Source organism: Chryseobacterium sp. IT-36CA2, assembly GCF_949767875.1.
GTDB lineage: Bacteria > Bacteroidota > Bacteroidia > Flavobacteriales > Weeksellaceae > Chryseobacterium.
In genome coordinates this window covers 39,136-55,123 of sequence record NZ_CATKPG010000025.1, presented here as the reverse complement: position 1 = coordinate 55,123, position 15,988 = coordinate 39,136, and the positions used below count along the sequence as shown (strand labels likewise).

At 35.8% G+C, this 15,988-nt stretch carries 16 protein-coding genes; 7 read left to right on the top strand and 9 right to left on the bottom strand.

The genetic code is table 11. The features are described from left to right. Positions 1–2: 2 nt before the first annotated feature. From ACM6F9_RS20610 to ACM6F9_RS20580, 7 genes are all read left to right on the top strand, one after another. Positions 3–257, top strand: coding sequence for an acyl carrier protein (locus ACM6F9_RS20610; RefSeq protein WP_105702438.1), 255 nt, complete (start codon positions 3–5; stop codon positions 255–257). A 120-nt stretch (positions 258–377) separates the two neighbouring features. Further along, entirely contained in the window at positions 378–1,262 is an 885-nt protein-coding gene (locus ACM6F9_RS20605; RefSeq protein WP_414847405.1) for a lipid A biosynthesis acyltransferase, read from the top strand. Positions 1,263–1,421: 159 nt separating this feature from the next. After that, positions 1,422–2,948 (top strand): phytoene desaturase family protein, encoded by a 1,527-nt coding sequence (locus tag ACM6F9_RS20600; RefSeq protein WP_414847404.1) that lies wholly within the window; start codon positions 1,422–1,424, stop codon positions 2,946–2,948. A gap of 1 nt (position 2,949) precedes the next feature. Then, positions 2,950–4,638 carry a C45 family autoproteolytic acyltransferase/hydolase gene (locus tag ACM6F9_RS20595; protein WP_414847403.1) on the top strand — a complete coding sequence of 563 codons (1,689 nt, stop codon included), beginning with the start codon at positions 2,950–2,952 and terminating at the stop codon, positions 4,636–4,638. Beyond that, positions 4,635–5,000 carry a hypothetical protein gene (locus ACM6F9_RS20590; protein WP_414847402.1) on the top strand — a complete coding sequence of 122 codons (366 nt, stop codon included), beginning with the start codon at positions 4,635–4,637 and terminating at the stop codon, positions 4,998–5,000. The genes ACM6F9_RS20595 and ACM6F9_RS20590 overlap by 4 nt, the downstream gene beginning before the upstream one ends. A gap of 8 nt (positions 5,001–5,008) precedes the next feature. After that, positions 5,009–6,262, top strand: a complete 1,254-nt coding sequence (locus tag ACM6F9_RS20585) for a DUF3887 domain-containing protein (protein ID WP_414847401.1) — start codon at positions 5,009–5,011, stop codon at positions 6,260–6,262. A gap of 157 nt (positions 6,263–6,419) precedes the next feature. Then, entirely contained in the window at positions 6,420–9,059 is a 2,640-nt protein-coding gene (locus ACM6F9_RS20580) for a T9SS-dependent M36 family metallopeptidase (RefSeq protein ID WP_414847400.1), read from the top strand. Between the two features lie 50 nt (positions 9,060–9,109). Here ACM6F9_RS20580 and ACM6F9_RS20575 read toward each other — a convergent pair whose 3' ends face one another. The 9 genes from ACM6F9_RS20575 to ACM6F9_RS20535 form a co-directional block, all read right to left on the bottom strand. After that, positions 9,110–10,282, bottom strand: a complete 1,173-nt coding sequence (locus tag ACM6F9_RS20575; RefSeq protein WP_414847399.1) for a DUF2062 domain-containing protein — start codon at positions 10,280–10,282, stop codon at positions 9,110–9,112. Between the two features lie 4 nt (positions 10,283–10,286). Further along, on the bottom strand, positions 10,287–10,763 hold the full coding sequence (locus ACM6F9_RS20570) for a hypothetical protein (protein WP_414847398.1): 477 nt from the start codon (positions 10,761–10,763) through the stop codon (positions 10,287–10,289). Then, a complete protein-coding gene (locus ACM6F9_RS20565) occupies positions 10,760–11,140 on the bottom strand; it encodes a 3-hydroxyacyl-ACP dehydratase (protein ID WP_414847397.1) in 381 nt (126 codons plus the stop codon). The genes ACM6F9_RS20570 and ACM6F9_RS20565 overlap by 4 nt, the downstream gene beginning before the upstream one ends. Positions 11,141–11,226: 86 nt before the next feature. After that, positions 11,227–11,862, bottom strand: coding sequence for a hypothetical protein (locus tag ACM6F9_RS20560; RefSeq protein WP_414847396.1), 636 nt, complete (start codon positions 11,860–11,862; stop codon positions 11,227–11,229). Continuing rightward, complete coding sequence (locus ACM6F9_RS20555; protein WP_414847395.1) at positions 11,828–12,454, bottom strand: LolA family protein; 627 nt, start codon at positions 12,452–12,454, stop codon at positions 11,828–11,830. Before ACM6F9_RS20555 ends, ACM6F9_RS20560 begins: the two co-directional genes overlap by 35 nt. Continuing rightward, entirely contained in the window at positions 12,447–13,202 is a 756-nt protein-coding gene (locus tag ACM6F9_RS20550; RefSeq protein ID WP_414847394.1) for a polysaccharide deacetylase family protein, read from the bottom strand. Before ACM6F9_RS20550 ends, ACM6F9_RS20555 begins: the two co-directional genes overlap by 8 nt. Positions 13,203–13,368: 166 nt before the next feature. Next, positions 13,369–14,430: a beta-ketoacyl synthase N-terminal-like domain-containing protein gene (locus ACM6F9_RS20545; protein WP_414847393.1), complete on the bottom strand. Its 1,062-nt coding sequence runs from the start codon at positions 14,428–14,430 to the stop codon at positions 13,369–13,371. Then, the gene (locus tag ACM6F9_RS20540) at positions 14,427–15,626 is read right to left on the bottom strand and encodes a beta-ketoacyl-[acyl-carrier-protein] synthase family protein (protein ID WP_414847392.1); all 1,200 of its coding nucleotides are present in this window, start codon (positions 15,624–15,626) and stop codon (positions 14,427–14,429) included. The genes ACM6F9_RS20545 and ACM6F9_RS20540 overlap by 4 nt, the downstream gene beginning before the upstream one ends. 77 nt (positions 15,627–15,703) lie before the next feature. Further along, a complete protein-coding gene (locus ACM6F9_RS20535) occupies positions 15,704–15,961 on the bottom strand; it encodes a phosphopantetheine-binding protein (RefSeq protein WP_034692439.1) in 258 nt (85 codons plus the stop codon). Positions 15,962–15,988: the final 27 nt, after the last annotated feature.

Below are 15,988 nucleotides of genomic sequence, written 5' to 3'. Positions count from 1 at the left end.
ACATGGAAAGGGAAAAAATAGTTGCCATTGTTAATGATTTTCTGGTCAATGAATTCGAGGTTGATGGAGACGAAATCAGTAATGATGCCAACCTTAAAAATACACTGGGCTTAGACAGCCTGGATTATATCGACATGGTTGTCGTGATCGAATCCAATTTCGGAGTGAAATTAGGAGAAGCAGATTTCAAGAAAATGATAACATTTGACGATTTCTACACAACGATTGAACATAAGATTGCTGAAAAAAACGCTTAGTTATTAAGTAAATCTTTATTCTATAAAAAGTGCCAATGTAATAATATCGCAGCGATCTGATAACAGACGCTTTAAAAAAGGTATTGCTACATTGGTTCTCTGTTATAATAAATTCTATATATGAACAAGTGGAAAGGTAAATCTAAAGGAACAGTACTCGGATACAGAATATTCGTCTGGTGTATTAGAAATATCGGAATCAGAAGTTCATATGGTGTGCTTTACTTTGTGACAGCCTATTACTCATTATTCCAGAAGAAAAGCAACCAATACATTCTTTACTATTTTCAGAAAAGACTGAATTACGGATACTGGAAATCCAAAGCCTCTATATTTAAAAGCTATTTTACTTTCGGAAAAGTTCTGATTGATAAAACTGCTATTTCTGCCGGGCTCAGAGAAAAATATACCTATGAGTTTGACGGTATTGAAAATCTAAGAAATCTTTTAGCTGCTAAAAAAGGGGGTGTATTGATCAGTGCTCATATCGGTAATTTTGAAATTGCTGAACATTTTTTTGCGGACATCGACTTCGACTGTCAGATCAATCTGGTGACTACAGATCAGGAAGTTACTGTAATTAAGGAATATCTGGAAAGTGTTGCAGTAAAAGAGAGCAATATCAAGTTCATTTATGTTAAAGAAGATATGTCGCATATCTTTGAGATCAATAAAGCATTGTCTGAGAATGAATTGATCTGCTTTACAGGAGACCGTTATTTCGAAGGATCCAAATATCTTGAAGCAGAACTACTCGGGAAAAGTGCAAAATTCCCGGCTGGACCGTTTTTGATTGCCTCTAGATTAGGGGTTCCTGTAGTATATGTCTATGTGATGAAGGAAAAGAATCTTCATTATCATTTATATGCAAGAGTAGCCCGGAATATCAAAAACCGTGATTCACAAGGACTTTTACAGTCTTATGTCGATAATCTTGAAACCATGGTGAAAAAATATCCCCTTCAATGGTTTAATTATTTTGATTTTTGGGATGATGTTGATTAATTTTTCTATTTTTATCCCATAAAACGAATAAAAAACTAACAACCATTAAGATTTACCGAGATTTAAGATCAACAATGAAATTTCTATGCTTACTTTACTAAAGTAATCTTTAAATATCTTAAATTCTCTGTTTCTTAATTATTAAAAGCACATTCTCTTTTGAAGAAAGAATACGACATACTTGTAATCGGCAGCGGGTTGGGAGGTCTTGTTTCAGCTCTTATTTTGGCGAAAGAAGGCCTGAAAGTATGCGTTTTGGAGAAGAATAACCAATATGGGGGAAATCTGCAGACCTTTTCACGAGACAAACTTATCTTTGATACCGGAGTCCACTATCTGGGAGGCTTATCCAAAGGGCAGAATCTGAATCAATTCTTTTCCTATCTGGAAATAATGGATGATCTTGAGCTTCAGCTGATGGATGAAGATGGTTATGACAGAATCAGTTTCGGAGACGAGGAAATAGAATATCCACACGCACAGGGTTATAACAACTTTGTAGAACAGCTTTTAAAATATTTTCCCGAAGAAAAAGAAAACCTTGAAAACTATTGTGAAGAGATTCAGTACGTGTGCAGCCAGTTTCCAAGATATCATGTTGTAGGAAAAGACCATTACAATGAAGAAATCCTGCATCTCAATACCAAAAGGTTCATAGAATCTGTTACTCATAACAAAAAACTTCAGTCGGTTTTACTGGGATCCAATTTTTTATATGCCGGAGATTCTGAGAATGTCCCCTTTTATGTACATGCTTTAACGGTAAACTCTTATATCCAAAGTGCTTACAAATGTGTGAAAGGAGGAAGCCAGATCTCTAAACTTCTGATCAGAAAACTTCGTGAATATGGAGCTGAAGTACATAAGCACTCAGAAGTTTCTGATTTTGTTTTTAATGAAAATAATGTACTAACCTCTGTAAAAACAAAAATAGGGAAAGAATACTCCGCAAAGCAATTTATATCAAATATTGAGATCCGTTCCACCATTAAACTGATAGGAGAGGAAAGACTTAAAAAGTCTTTTCTGAATAGGGTTTTAAGCTGGAAGCCGGTTTCATCATGTTTTAGTATTTATCTGGTTTTACAGCCTCACAGCCTTCCAAATTTCAATTACAACAGATATCATTATTCATCAGAAGAACAAGTCTGGAATGCTTTCCGTTACAGAAAAGATGCATGGCCGGAAACGTACATGCTTTCTTCCACACCTTCAAAGAATCATCCTGAATTCGCAGAAAGTCTTACAGCTATTTCTTATATGGATTTTGATGAGGTTAAAGAATGGGAGAATACTTTCAATACTGTAGCAGATGAACATGAGAGAGGAGTCGCTTATGAAAAATTTAAGCTAGAAAAAACAGAAAAACTGCTGGATGCTTTAGAAAAGAAAATTCCCAATCTAAGGCATGCGATTAAAACAATATATACCTCTTCTCCCTTGTCTTACAGAGACTATATCGGGAATTTTGAAGGAAATATGTACGGGTACATGAAATGCTCGGAGAATCCACTTAAAACAATGGTTTCACCCCGTACCAAAATTGACAATCTGTTTCTTACCGGGCAATCCGTTAATATGCACGGGATTTTAGGCGTTACCATAGGTGCTTTCAATACCTGTGCAGAGATTCTGGGAAAAGAAACGATAGACATGAGGCTGATACAAATGATTAATAAAATTTAAAGTGAAAAAAACGAATACCTTTCATTCAGCCTATAGAAGAGCTCTTTTTTATCTTATTTTTTGTTTTTTCTTCACTTCCTGCGGAATATCGAAGTCTATTAAACATATTCCTGATGTAAAACAATATACACTGGAGGTTCCGGTAGTAACCCGGATCAACGATAGTACCTTCAGTTACAATCAAAACTATCTTACCAAAAATAAACAGCGGCTCTGGGAACTTTACATTAAAGGGAATCCTTTGCAGCTCGGATATAATAACGGAGCACTGACGCAAAGTTTAATGCAGCAACAGGAAGGTATTTTCTTTTCAAAAGTGGAAGGTTTTGTACCATCAAAATTCAGACAAAGACTGTTAAGAGGTTTTTTAAAATGGTACAACAGAAAAATGTACCTCAATGTAAGAGAAGATTATCAGGCAGAATTGTATGGATTGGCACAGTATTCATCCGATCAGTATGATTTTATTGCCCCTAAATATTTAAGAAATCTTTACCTGCACGGAGCTCACGATATTGGGCATGCTATGCAGGATCTTGCAATGGTGGGCTGTACCTCTCTTGCTGTATGGAACGAAAATACCGAAGATGGTGATCTGCTGATCGGAAGAAATTTCGATTTTTATGTAGGAGATGATTTTGCAAAAAATAAACTGGTAGAGTTTGTTCAGCCGGAAGAAGGAATACCTTATCTGTCTGTAAGCTGGCCAGGAATGATTGGTGTGGTTTCCGGAATGAATAAAGAAGGAATCACAGTAACAATTAATGCCGGAAAATCAAAGATTCCTCTGACGGCAAAGACTCCTATTTCTCTTGTAACAAGGGAAATTCTGCAGTATGCTAAAAATATAGAGGATGCTATTGCGATTGCTAAAAAAAGAAAAGTTTTCGTTTCAGAATCCATTCTTGTGGGAAGTGCTGCAGACAAAAATGCAGTCATTATTGAAGTTTCACCTAAAAACTTCGGAGTGTACAGAGTGCAGAATACCAGTAGGGTTCTTTGTACCAATCATTTTCAGTCTGATGCTTATAAAGATGACAAAAGAAATCAGAAACAGATTAAAGAAAGTCATTCCGAATATCGTTATGAAAAATTGCAGGAACTTTTGCAGGAAGAAAAAAAGATCACTCCGGAAAAAATGGCTTCCATTTTAAGAAACAGATCAGGATTGAAAGATAAACAGATCGGCTATGGCAATGAAAAAGCGCTCAACCAGCTTTTGGCTCATCATGCCGTTATATTTTCTCCTCAGAAAAAATTGGTTTGGGTTTCTTCTAATCCCTATCAATTAGGAGAATTTGTATGTTATGATCTGAATGAAATTTTTTCCGGAAAACCATTATCACAAAGTCTGCAGGCGAAAACAGGATTGAACATTGCAAGAGATCCGTTTGCTGACTCTGAAGAATTTGAACATTATGAACAGTTTAGAATGCTGGGCAAAGAACTGAATGAGGCAGCAGAAAATAAAGATATATTGTTATCAGATGATCTCATTCCTTATTATGAGTCTATGAACCCTGAATTTTGGCTGGTCTATTATCAATCCGGGAAATATTATTTTAGCAAAAAAGAATATTCTAAGGCAAAAATTGAGTTTGAAAAAGCTCTGACAAAAGAAATAACAACCGTTCCCGACAGAAAAAATGTAGAAAAATACCTGAGTAAAACCTTAAAGAAACTGAAATGATCCCTAAATATATAAAACTGCTGTTCTGCATTCCTTTTGTCATTATTATCTGTTATTCAGTGTATTTGTGTACCGTTTACAGCTCAATACCTGACACTATCACTATTCACGGTTACGGAAATATGAAAGACAATTATGGAAGCAAATTATTTCTTGTATTCCCGATAGTTATGAACCTGGCCATTCTTCTATTTATCTGGTTGATTATCAGAAGTCCGGATAAAATAAAATTTCCCTTCGATATCAATGAGGACGAAAGAGAAAAAACCTATCATATCACACAACTAGCTTTGGTAATTATTGCGATATTTGTCACCATAATGATGACTCCATTATCATTTTCTGATGTGGTTTATAAATAATTGATTATATGAAAAAACTTTTAACCCTATTTCTTACCGTATACTCTCTGTTATCATTTTCTCAGGACAGAAAAGAGATTGGTAATACTTTCATCAAAGCTTTATTGATAGATAAAAACATAGAAAAAGCACATTCTTATTTTGATTCATCAGTAGCAGGACAGATTCCGGTGGAACAGCTTAAAGCCATTACAGAACAACTTCAGGGGCAGATTGGAGGATTGAAAAATATCCTTGAAGTGAACAATGAAGGAAATACATACTATTTCTATTCCGAATTTGAAAAAACAAAACTTGATGTTGAGCTTACTTTTAGTGAGAGTAATAAGTTGCTGGGTTTCTTTTTAGTTCCTCACAAAACATTTGAAAAACCAGATGAGAAAACAACCCTGAAAATAAAGAGTGATGCTATTGAATTGAATGGTACATTATGGGTTCCTCCTTCCAACAATAAAAAGAAGCTGGTTATTTTTGTTCATGGTTCCGGAGCACATGACAGAGACGAAACTATTGGAGAAAACAAGCCGTTTAAAGATATTGCCGAATACCTTTTAAGCAAAGGAATTGCTTCCTACCGATATGACAAAAGAATTTATACCTATCCGGAGACATTCAGTGAAAAGTCTACTGTAGAAGAGGAAACAATCAATGATGCGGTAAACGCTGCCCATTATTTCAAAAATAATCCTGACTATAAAGAATATCAGATTATCATTCTTGGACACAGCCAGGGAGCTTATTTGATGCCTGAAATTGCAGAAAAAGCTCAGGTGTCAAAGTATATTTTTATGGCTGGAAATGCAAGACCGCTGCAAGATCTTTTGGTTGAACAATATGAATACCTTCACACCTTGGATCCAACTAAAGTTTCTGCTGAAGCTGTTCAGGAAATAAAAAAGCAGGTTGCATTTTTAAACTCATCTAAATTCAATTTGAGTGCACCTGCAAAAGAACTTCCTCTGGGACAGTCTGCTGCATACTGGCAATATTTAAAAAACTACAATCAGCTTAATGAGGTGAAAAAAATCAAAGCTCCTATGTTTTTTGCACAAGGGGGAAGAGATTATCAGGTAACTGAGAAAGATTTCAGCCTCTGGAAAAATACGTTGAAAAATAATAAAACGGCTGAATTTAAATGGTATCCTTCGTTAAGTCATTTATTTATAGCTGGTTCTGGAAAACCTTCTCCAAAAGATTATGAGACAAAAGGAAAAGTAGATGAACAATTTTTAAAAGATCTTACACAATTTATTTTGCAATAATTCTCGAACTTATTTTATGAGGTTAATATAGAATAGATGCGTTTATTAGGTATAGTTTATTTTTTTAAATATATATTATAAGAATTTGTAACATTTTAGATTATTTTCCTACTAACTAACAAATCTAACCTATTAATATTTGTTAAAAGTAATCTAAATGAAAAAAATTCGACTAAGTGTTAAGCTGTTGTTGTTTTGTTCTATTTTCAGTGTAAGTGCATTATCTGCGCAAAAATATGAACAGACAATTAAGGACTATGTTAATTCTGCTCAGGCATCATTTCAAAGAGTGAATCCTGAACTTAAAGCATTTAAAATCATTAACGTAGATCCTTCAAAGAGCTTAAATGGAGATGTTGTAGGGATACAACAAACGATTAATGGTATTCCTGTTTTTGGAAGTTCTGCCAACGTTTTAATCAGAGATGGTAAAGTTTTAAACTTTGCAGATACCTTTATTAAAAACTATCCTTCTGCTATTAAAGGAAAAGAAACCAGCAGAAAAGATGCTTTAGTGGCAAGTACAATTCAAAAACTGAACGGATTATCTTCTGTAAAGAATATCGACGGAAAAGAAGCGCCAATTGTGGCTAATTCTGTTTATTTTGCAAAAGGCGGAGAATTGATATTAGGTTATCAGTTTTATGTTGAAGAAAAAGGAACGGGTAATGTATGGAACACCATCGTAAGTACAGATGATGGCTCTATTTTGTATCAGGAAAATACAACTTTATCTTGTAGCTTTAATGATGAAGCTTATGATCATCATTCAGCATCATTCGTACAGAATATTCCGGCCTCTTTACCTGCCAATATAGCTGCAGCAAACTTACAGACCCCAGCAAATTTTGTATTAGTACCTGATAACGCATCTTATAATGTGTTTGCATTTCCTACGGAAGCGCCTACATTTGGTGCAAGAACATTGCTTACAAACCCATGGGATCTTACGGCATCTCCGGAAGGATGGCATTCTGATGGGACTAACCATTATACGATAACAAGAGGAAATAATACATTTGCATATACCGATGAGAATGCTACCAATACACCACAGTTTTCTCCTGATGGAGGAGCCAACAGAGCATTTGATTTTCCTCTAGATATAACGGCTGCCCACACTACCTATACTTCAGCAGCAGTAACCAATTTATTCTACAACTCTAATAAAATGCATGATGTATTTTATAAGTTTGGATTTACGGAATCTGCAAGAAACTATCAGGTAAACAATTTTGGAAACGGAGGAGCTGGTAACGATCCTGTTTTATCGGAATCAAGAGATGGCAGTGGTCTTAATAATGCTAACTTTAATCCAGGTACTGACGGAACAAGCGGAAGAATGCAGATGTTCCTTTTTTCACCGAGTGGAAATGTAAGATATCTTTACTATAATTCACCTTCTACTTATACTGCCAGAGCTCCGATAGCTGCTACAGCTGCTTTTGGGCCTCAGATTATGGGAAATCCGCCAGTGACAGGAGATCTTGCTCTTTCAACCCCGGCAGATGCTTGTACGGCGGTAGCTCCCGGAACTTTAACGGGAAAAATTGCAGTGGTAAATGCTGCAGGATGTAATTTTTCTGTTAAAACAAAAAATCTTCAAAATGCAGGAGCAGTGGGTGTTATACAGTATCACCCGTCAAGCAATACCCCTGTAGGATTGGGAGGAACAGATAATACCATTACAATTCCTACCATTATGGTTGGTTTATCAGAAGGACAGTTTCTTGTAAATGACTTAAATAATGGTATTGTAGGAAATGCAACAATAAAAACAGATGCAGTTTATAAGGATGCAAGTTTGGATAATGGAGTAATCAGCCATGAATACGGTCATGGTATTTCTAACCGTCTTACCGGTACAGGAAGCTCATGTTTATCTTATTTTACGTCTAATGAGCAGATGGGAGAAGGATGGTCTGATTTCTTCGCTTTGATGATGACAACCAGGCCGGGAGATACTTCTGCTATGGCAAGAGGGGTAGGAACTTTTGTTTCAGGACAAACTACGACTGGCGGAGGAATTAGACCGGCAAAATACTCGCCTGATTTTGCCATCAATGATTATACTTATGGACGTACAAACGGAATGAAAATAAGTACAAGTATTTCAGGAATTGCTGTTACAGTACCGGATGTTCATAGTATAGGATTTATCTGGGCTTCAATGCTTTGGGATCTTAACTGGAAATATGTAGAAAAATATGGATACAATAGTAACGTTCTTGCAGATGCAAACAGTGGAAGTGCAAGAGTACTTCAGTTGGTTGTTGATGCGCTTAAATTGCAGCAATGTAACCCAACTTTTATCCAGGGAAGAGATGCTATCCTTGCTGCTGAAATGGCAAAAACAAATGGAGTAGACAAATGTATGATCTGGAGAGTATTTGCTAAAAGAGGATTAGGAGTGAATGCATCTGCCGGAGCTCTGAATGGTTTAGCAATGGGAGCTAACCAGCCGTTACCGGAAATGAGTGATCAGGTAGAAGATTTTACTGTGCCTGCAGAATGTGAGGCGTTGGCAGTAAAAGAAATCAACAATTCTAAAGGAATATCCATTTATCCAAATCCTGTAAGAAATGAATTTACGATAAAAACTCCATCCGATATGAAATTATCAGGAATTACAACAGTTTCTATCTATGATTTCACAGGAAAGCTGATTTCACAGGAAAGCGTTAACCTTAATAAGCAAAATACAATCAGTGCTGAAAAGCTGATCAATGGAACTTATATTGTAAAAGTCAATAACGATTCAATTGACTATTCTCAAAAGATTATTGTTTCTAAATAGGAATTATAATAACTAATTGTGATGAGCCTGGAACTTTGTTCCGGGCTTTTTTAATTATTTTCAGGACTTACTTTATTCAAAAATAGAAAAGCTGCCATACCTGCAAGAGCAGAAAGCGTGGTGCTTAAAATAAAACTGCCGATAATGTACTGAAGCAGATTGTTTTTAATCAGTTCAAAATTTAAATCCTGGCTTAGAATATCGCTGTCTCCACTTACAAATGGAGCTCCCAGAAATAGGGAGGCAGCAATAATAAAAGGAATAAAAGGAGGAAGACTCACATTGGAGGCTACGAATGCAAGTACTTTATTGAGCTTAAAAAGTACAGATAAACTGATGACCAGAAGAGTCTGGAATCCCCAGAAAGGTGAAAGTCCTATAAAAACTCCCAACGCTATAGAAAATGCCTTGGTACGGTTGCTGCCGTCACTTTCTAGGACATCTTCCTGAATGAACTTTTTAAAGCTTTTTTTTTTGAAATTATTCAAGAAATTTCTCGGAATAATATAAAGCAAAGTAATTGTTACCAAAATCGTATTCAGAATACTGATTCTTGTAAAATCCTTGAAAGGTCTGAAATGTGAAACACGCTCTGCCGGATCATACAAAACCTTGATCGGAACATTTTTTACCGGAACATGTCTCCATGCAGTTCTTACAATGATTTCGATTTCAAATTCAAACTTTGGGGTAAAATATTTCTTTGGAATTTTATGTAAAGGATAAAGCCTGTAGCCAGACTGCGTGTCTTCCAGCTTGATACCGGTTTCAAACCAGAACCAGAAATTGGAAAAACGATTTCCAAAACTGCTTTTCTTAGGAATGCCATCCTGAGACATATTTCTGTTTCCGATCAGAAGAACTTCCTCTTTTTCCTCAAGAAGAGCTTCTACAAATACAGTAATATCATCCGGATAATGCTGCCCATCCGAATCAATGGTAATAGCATAATCATACCCAGACTTTTTAGCCTTTCTAAAGCCTGTTTTAAGCCCATTTCCTTTCCCTTTGTTCTCAGGTAAGGAAATTATTGTAATCTGAGGATATTGAGACAGAATCTGTGGAGTGGAATCTGTAGAACCATCATTGACCACAATAATACTTTCGGTGTAGTCGAGGACACCGTCAATAACCCTCTTCAGGGTTTTTTCATTGTTGTAGGTAGGTATTAAAACGCATATTTTCTTTTCAGAAATAGCGTCTTGTACTTCAGCAAGGGACATTTTTTTATTTTAAAGTGGCTCTTTCCGCCTCTGTAATGGTTTTAGATTGCATTGCAAACCTCTTGATATAGCCTTTTAAAGCTGTATTTTGTTTGCTGTAATTATTCAACAGGAAAGCTTTATCATCCTTCAGACTTCCACGGTATCCTACAATTTTGGGGATATTTTCCTGAACACTTAATCTGATCAGGCGAAGTTCTGCATTATTAGGATTGCTTTTGATAACCGCTTCAAGGCTTGTAGCTCCTGTTTTTACCAGTGATTTTCTGTTACTTTTAGCGATTTTTGCCTCCATAATTTTTGCAGCAGCTTTGTATCCTACCGTTACTGCATCAGAACCAGATTGTTTTCCCGCAGTCTCAATGAAGTCTTGCGTATTGCTATTGGATTCATTGGCTTTTGCATAGCTGTTTCTCAGTGTTTCAATATCAGACTGAAAGAAAAAAACAAATGCCGCTATGAATGATAAGATTAGTTTCATGATGGTATTTTTTTATAGCTTACAGACAATTTCAATGCAATAGTCTCGCCAAAAGAAGTTATATTTTTTACTTTAACATCCTCTCCATTTTCATCAATATCCAGCTGAAGCTGCAAATCCGGAGTCTCAAAAGGATTGATAATCGCCATAAATTTTACATTAGAAGCTGTTTTCAGGAATAACTTTGAACCTGTAAATTCCTCAGTCAGTTCTTTAATGATCTGCATCATACAAACACCGGGAGTTACCGGATTTCCGGGAAAATGTCCTTTAAAAATCTCGTGGTCTTTATTAAGATGGATGTGAGCGGTAAACTTTCCGTCTTCTGTCTTATCGTATGATGTTAAAGTGTAAAAGTCTGTAAGAATGGTTTGCATGATCTTATTTTTTTAAGATTAAATGTACAATACACTTTGGTCTAAAGAATGACCCTGATATTTTGTACAGTTTTTCCTCTTGGAACTTATTCTGTTTCGGTTATTTGAAATAGTTTTATATTGATCTTAAAGTCTTTGTGCTGTAGATTTAAGCTATCCGCGAAGATAGGTTTTTTTGCATCAAAAGTAAAATCGATTTTTTCCTTGTTGTTTTTGGTGTAAATAATCTGTTTCAGCAAATTATTTTCTTTATTGAAGAATAAAAAATAGCTTTTATTCTCCATTTTGGAAAGATAAATTTTAGCATGATTATTTTCAAAGCTTTCACTGACAGGATATTTTCTTTTCAGAAGTTCCTGGAAATCATTCTTCAGAAAATTAATGACTATTTTTTTATCCAGATCGGGAAGTACGTAGTTCAGTTTGAAGTCATTCTCAGAAACCTCAAAATCAATCAGTTTATTTCCGAAATCTGAGGTTAAAGCGACACGGTGTGTTGTTTCATTCAGTTTTTTGATGATCAGAATTCCGCTCACATGGTTTTTATAAATATCCATCTGGCATTTGTATACATAATCTTCTCCTGAAGAGAAGTATAAATTTTCCACTATCTTTTCAGAAGAGGAAACAGGTTTTGCATCTGTTAACTTATACGTTTTACAGGAAGCAGCCAGTATCAGAATCAGGCTATAAAGAAAACTCTGACGCAGGAATGGAAGCATTGATCTTGGTATTTTTGAAAATAATATTGGTAGTATCTCCTGAAGCTTCAGTCATATTCACTTGGGAAACCGTTGATTGGTTCTTCGGGAAAAACAGCTCAATCTGTTTGATGTATTTCAACAGCTGTGATGTCTTGGGAATAAACTTAGCCACATTGTAATTTCCATTTTTAAAATACGTTACCGTAAATTCAGGATCATTGAACATGGTTCCGTTTGAGCTTCCTACAATCAGTTTATTGATTTTTTCAAATGTTTTGCTCTTGGCATCTACGGAAGATTTTTTTCCCTGATCATTGATGAAGATTTTATTGCTTTTAAAAACAATACTGTACTGATAAGGCTTGGTATATCTCCAACTCAGCATATTGGGAGTCTGTAAAGACATTTTTCCGTAAGTAACTATGCTTTTATCCAGGAAATCCATTTTTTTGGTCTGGGTAAAATCACTCTGTAAGGTTTTAATCTCTTTGGTGTCTGAAGAAACCTTCGATACAAATGCTTTGGCTTCAGCTCCTGACATTGCAGTGTTTTGTGCAAAAAAGAACCCGGAAACCAGTAAGAATGCTCCGAAAGCAATATTTTTAATCATTTCTATTTGAATTTATCACTGTATCAACAGTAAAGGTTGAATATTTTTTGTCCTCCAAAAATACTAATAAATTGGTCAGAACTCGAAAGGTCTTTGCTGAAGTGTCATGCAGAAGAATAATACTTCCTTTTTTCAAGCCCTTGGTTACTCTTCTGTAGATTTTATTTTCATCATCAGTAATAGTGTCCAATGACCGGACATTCCAACCGATGCTTATTTTATTTGTCTTTTTGATTGCTTTTGCAATGTTGGGATTCGTCACTCCGAACGGTGGTCTGTAGAGAGCGTTCTTGATATTTCCCACATTTTTCATGATTTCATCACATTTTTCAATCTCCTCAATCATTTTTGAAGTCGATAAAAAACCTGTGGAATTGGAATGTGATAACGTATGATTTCCAATGGTATGACCTTCTGCAATAATTCTCTGAAACGTCTCAGGGTATTTTTCAATCTGTTTTCCGATACAGAAAAAGGTTGCTTTTACCTCATGTTCTTTAAGCAGATCTAAAAACTTTGGAGTAAATTCAGTAGGGCCGTCATCAAACGTAAGAGCCACTTCTTTGAGTCTGGTTCGTTTATGAGTAATGCTGTTCACAAAATAGCCCAGTTCAATATCAAATGAACCCCAAACCACCACAGCAGAGAACGCAAAAAAACAAAATAAATACACCCAAATACTTCCGTGAAACGCATAGATAAAAACGTTACAGAAAAGATAGAAGAGGATGAAGGGATAATGTTTCATTGCTGACTGTTTTTTATTGTTAAACTTCCTGGATTTATACCCATTCTGTCATTCTGAGTGTAGCGAAGTGAAATGAAGAATCTATAATATGAAAAGAAGAGATTCTTCCTTAGTCAGAATGACAACTGTACTGCTTTAATTATAAACACTATTGACTTTTCAACAATTATGCCTTTTCCAATAATACCAAACTGTGATCATCACCTCCCAGATGATTGTAAAGAAGAACATTCTTCACACTCTCTTTTTTCTCAGAATTGATCATCATAATTTCCGGGATCTGCTGTTCCTTCAAAATATGACAAGCTATAAAGGTTGAAAAACCACTTGCCGTATTAAATTCTCCACTCAAATGTTTGTAATACAACTGTGATGAATCCGGAAATAAATCCATTGCTTTTGTATAATACATATCTGATTGTGCATCGCCGCTGAATCCCAGGATAACCACATCAATATCACGAGTGGAAAGATTGTTTTGGGTTAAGAAATTTTGGATAAAATCCTGTATTTCATTCAATTCAATCGTGTTACTGATCTGGATATTTTTAATCTTGGCATAAGAGTTTTCGGTCTTATTTTTTCCTACAACAAAGAAACTGGCACCTTCACCCCAAATCACTCCATTAGTCGTAGAGTTTAAATAATCTGCAGGAAGATCTGCTTCTTTTTTGATTGTATTATTTAAGCAGTAAAGCTCCATTGTTCTGGCTGTCTGCTCATCTGTAGAACCTACCAGAACATTTTCTGCTTCCCCGTCATTAATCTGAAGCTGGGCATCCAGTAACGAAAATTCCAGTGAAGAAGAAGTGTTTACATAGGTGAAGTTATACGCATGGCACTGTAATCCCAGAGCAATCTGCCCTGCTACCGTGTTGTGAGTAGACTGTATGAAAAAGGTAGGAGTAAGAAATTCTTCATGATTGTCAATCACATTTTTCAGGAACTTTTCAGAATCCTGAGAGCAGCCCATTCCTGTTCCTGCAATGATGGCATCTGGTTTTTCAATACCAGCTTCCTTCAATGCATAATGTGATGCTACAGAACTCATTTTTACTGTTTTAGACATTCTTCTGATCATTGCAGGCGGAATAAACTCTTTGTAATTAGGTTCTATTGCCTTAATGATATTGGAAGAATTCTCAGGAGTAAGGTTCTGAAGAATATTCTCGTTTAAAGTGTCCTGAACTGAGATACAGGCTGCACTGTTGATGTATACTGCACTCATGATTTTGAGAAAATTAAGGTTGAACAGTTTCCTCCGAATCCAAATGAGTTGGAAAGAACATGATTGATGTTTTTCTCTTTCAATTCGGTAATAGGAGTAAGGTCAAACTCTTCCATTTTTGTTTTAAAATTCAGGTTCGGGAAGATGATGCTGTTTTGCATGGCTAAAATTGAAAATACAGCTTCAATTCCTGCAGCAGCAGCTAAAGTATGTCCTGTAAACGCTTTTGTAGAGCTGAATTCAGGTACCTGATTTTCTCCGAAGATTCTTATCATGGCAATTCCCTCAGATAAATCATTGTTGGGAGTAGCTGTTCCGTGAACGTTGATATAATCTATATTTTCTTTTTCCAATCCGGAAATTTTGAGGGCCTGCTGCATCGCTAAAAATGCACCTTGTCCGTTTTCTGAAGAAGCGGTTTGATGGTGTGCATCGTTGGCATTTCCGTATCCGGAAAGATAAGCAAGAACCTTTTTATTTTCTTTTTTAACGATTTCTTCAGATTCAAGAACTAAAAAAGCGGCTGCTTCCCCAAGGTTCAGTCCTTTTCTGTTATTGTCAAAAGGAGTATTATAAGAATCGGTAAGAATCATCAGCGTATTGAATCCATTCAAAGTGAATTTTGAAAGAGAATCTGTTCCCCCGACAATCACACGGTCCAAAACTCCGTTTTTAATCAGTTTAGCACCCATCATAATCGCATTAGCTGCTGATGAACAGGCTGTACTGATGGTAGAAACCATTCCTTTTAATCCCAGATAACCGGCAATAGCCAATGAGGAATTTCCGGCATCGTGAGCGTCAATATATTTTTGCTTTTCAGGAAAGTCCTCGTAAGAGTAGAAATATTTTTCAGTGATATCCATTCCTCCTACACTGGTAGAAGAGATAAGTCCGGTTCTGCAGCTATTGATATCTGCAATTCCGGCACTTTCTACAGCTTCTTTGGCCGCAATCATTCCCAATAAAGACGTTCTTGTTACATTATTGTCTTCAGCAAGCTGAAGTTTCTCTACAAGTGCTTCATTGGATAGCTTTATTTCACCCGTTTTAATGATTCCGGCATGGCGGGTTTCAAACATTTCAATATCTGAAATCCCGTGTTTTCCGGATTGTAATGAAATAAAATTTTCCTCTACATTGTTTCCGATGGAGGAAATGATGCCCATTCCTGTTATGGCAATTTTTTGACTCATTAATTAGTTTTTCTTGAATTATTTAACGCGATGGCACAGTGGTTTTTTTCCTGTGGGAGCATGCTTTTAAATAATAATTATTTTGTTCTGTTGTCCTCGATGAATTTAGCCATCGTATCAATAGATTGGAAAATCTCTTTTCCTTTTTTAGGATCGGCTAATTTTATTCCGTAGTCTTTATCAAGAAGAACGATCAATTCCAAAGCGTCGATAGAATCAAGCCCTAATCCTCCTCCGAATAACGGATCAGTATCTTTAATTTCTTCCACAGATACATCTTCAAGGTTAAGAACTTCAATAATTTTGTGCTTCAATTCTGTTTTTAAGTTTTCCATAATTAAGTTGGTTTATCAGTGCATCAG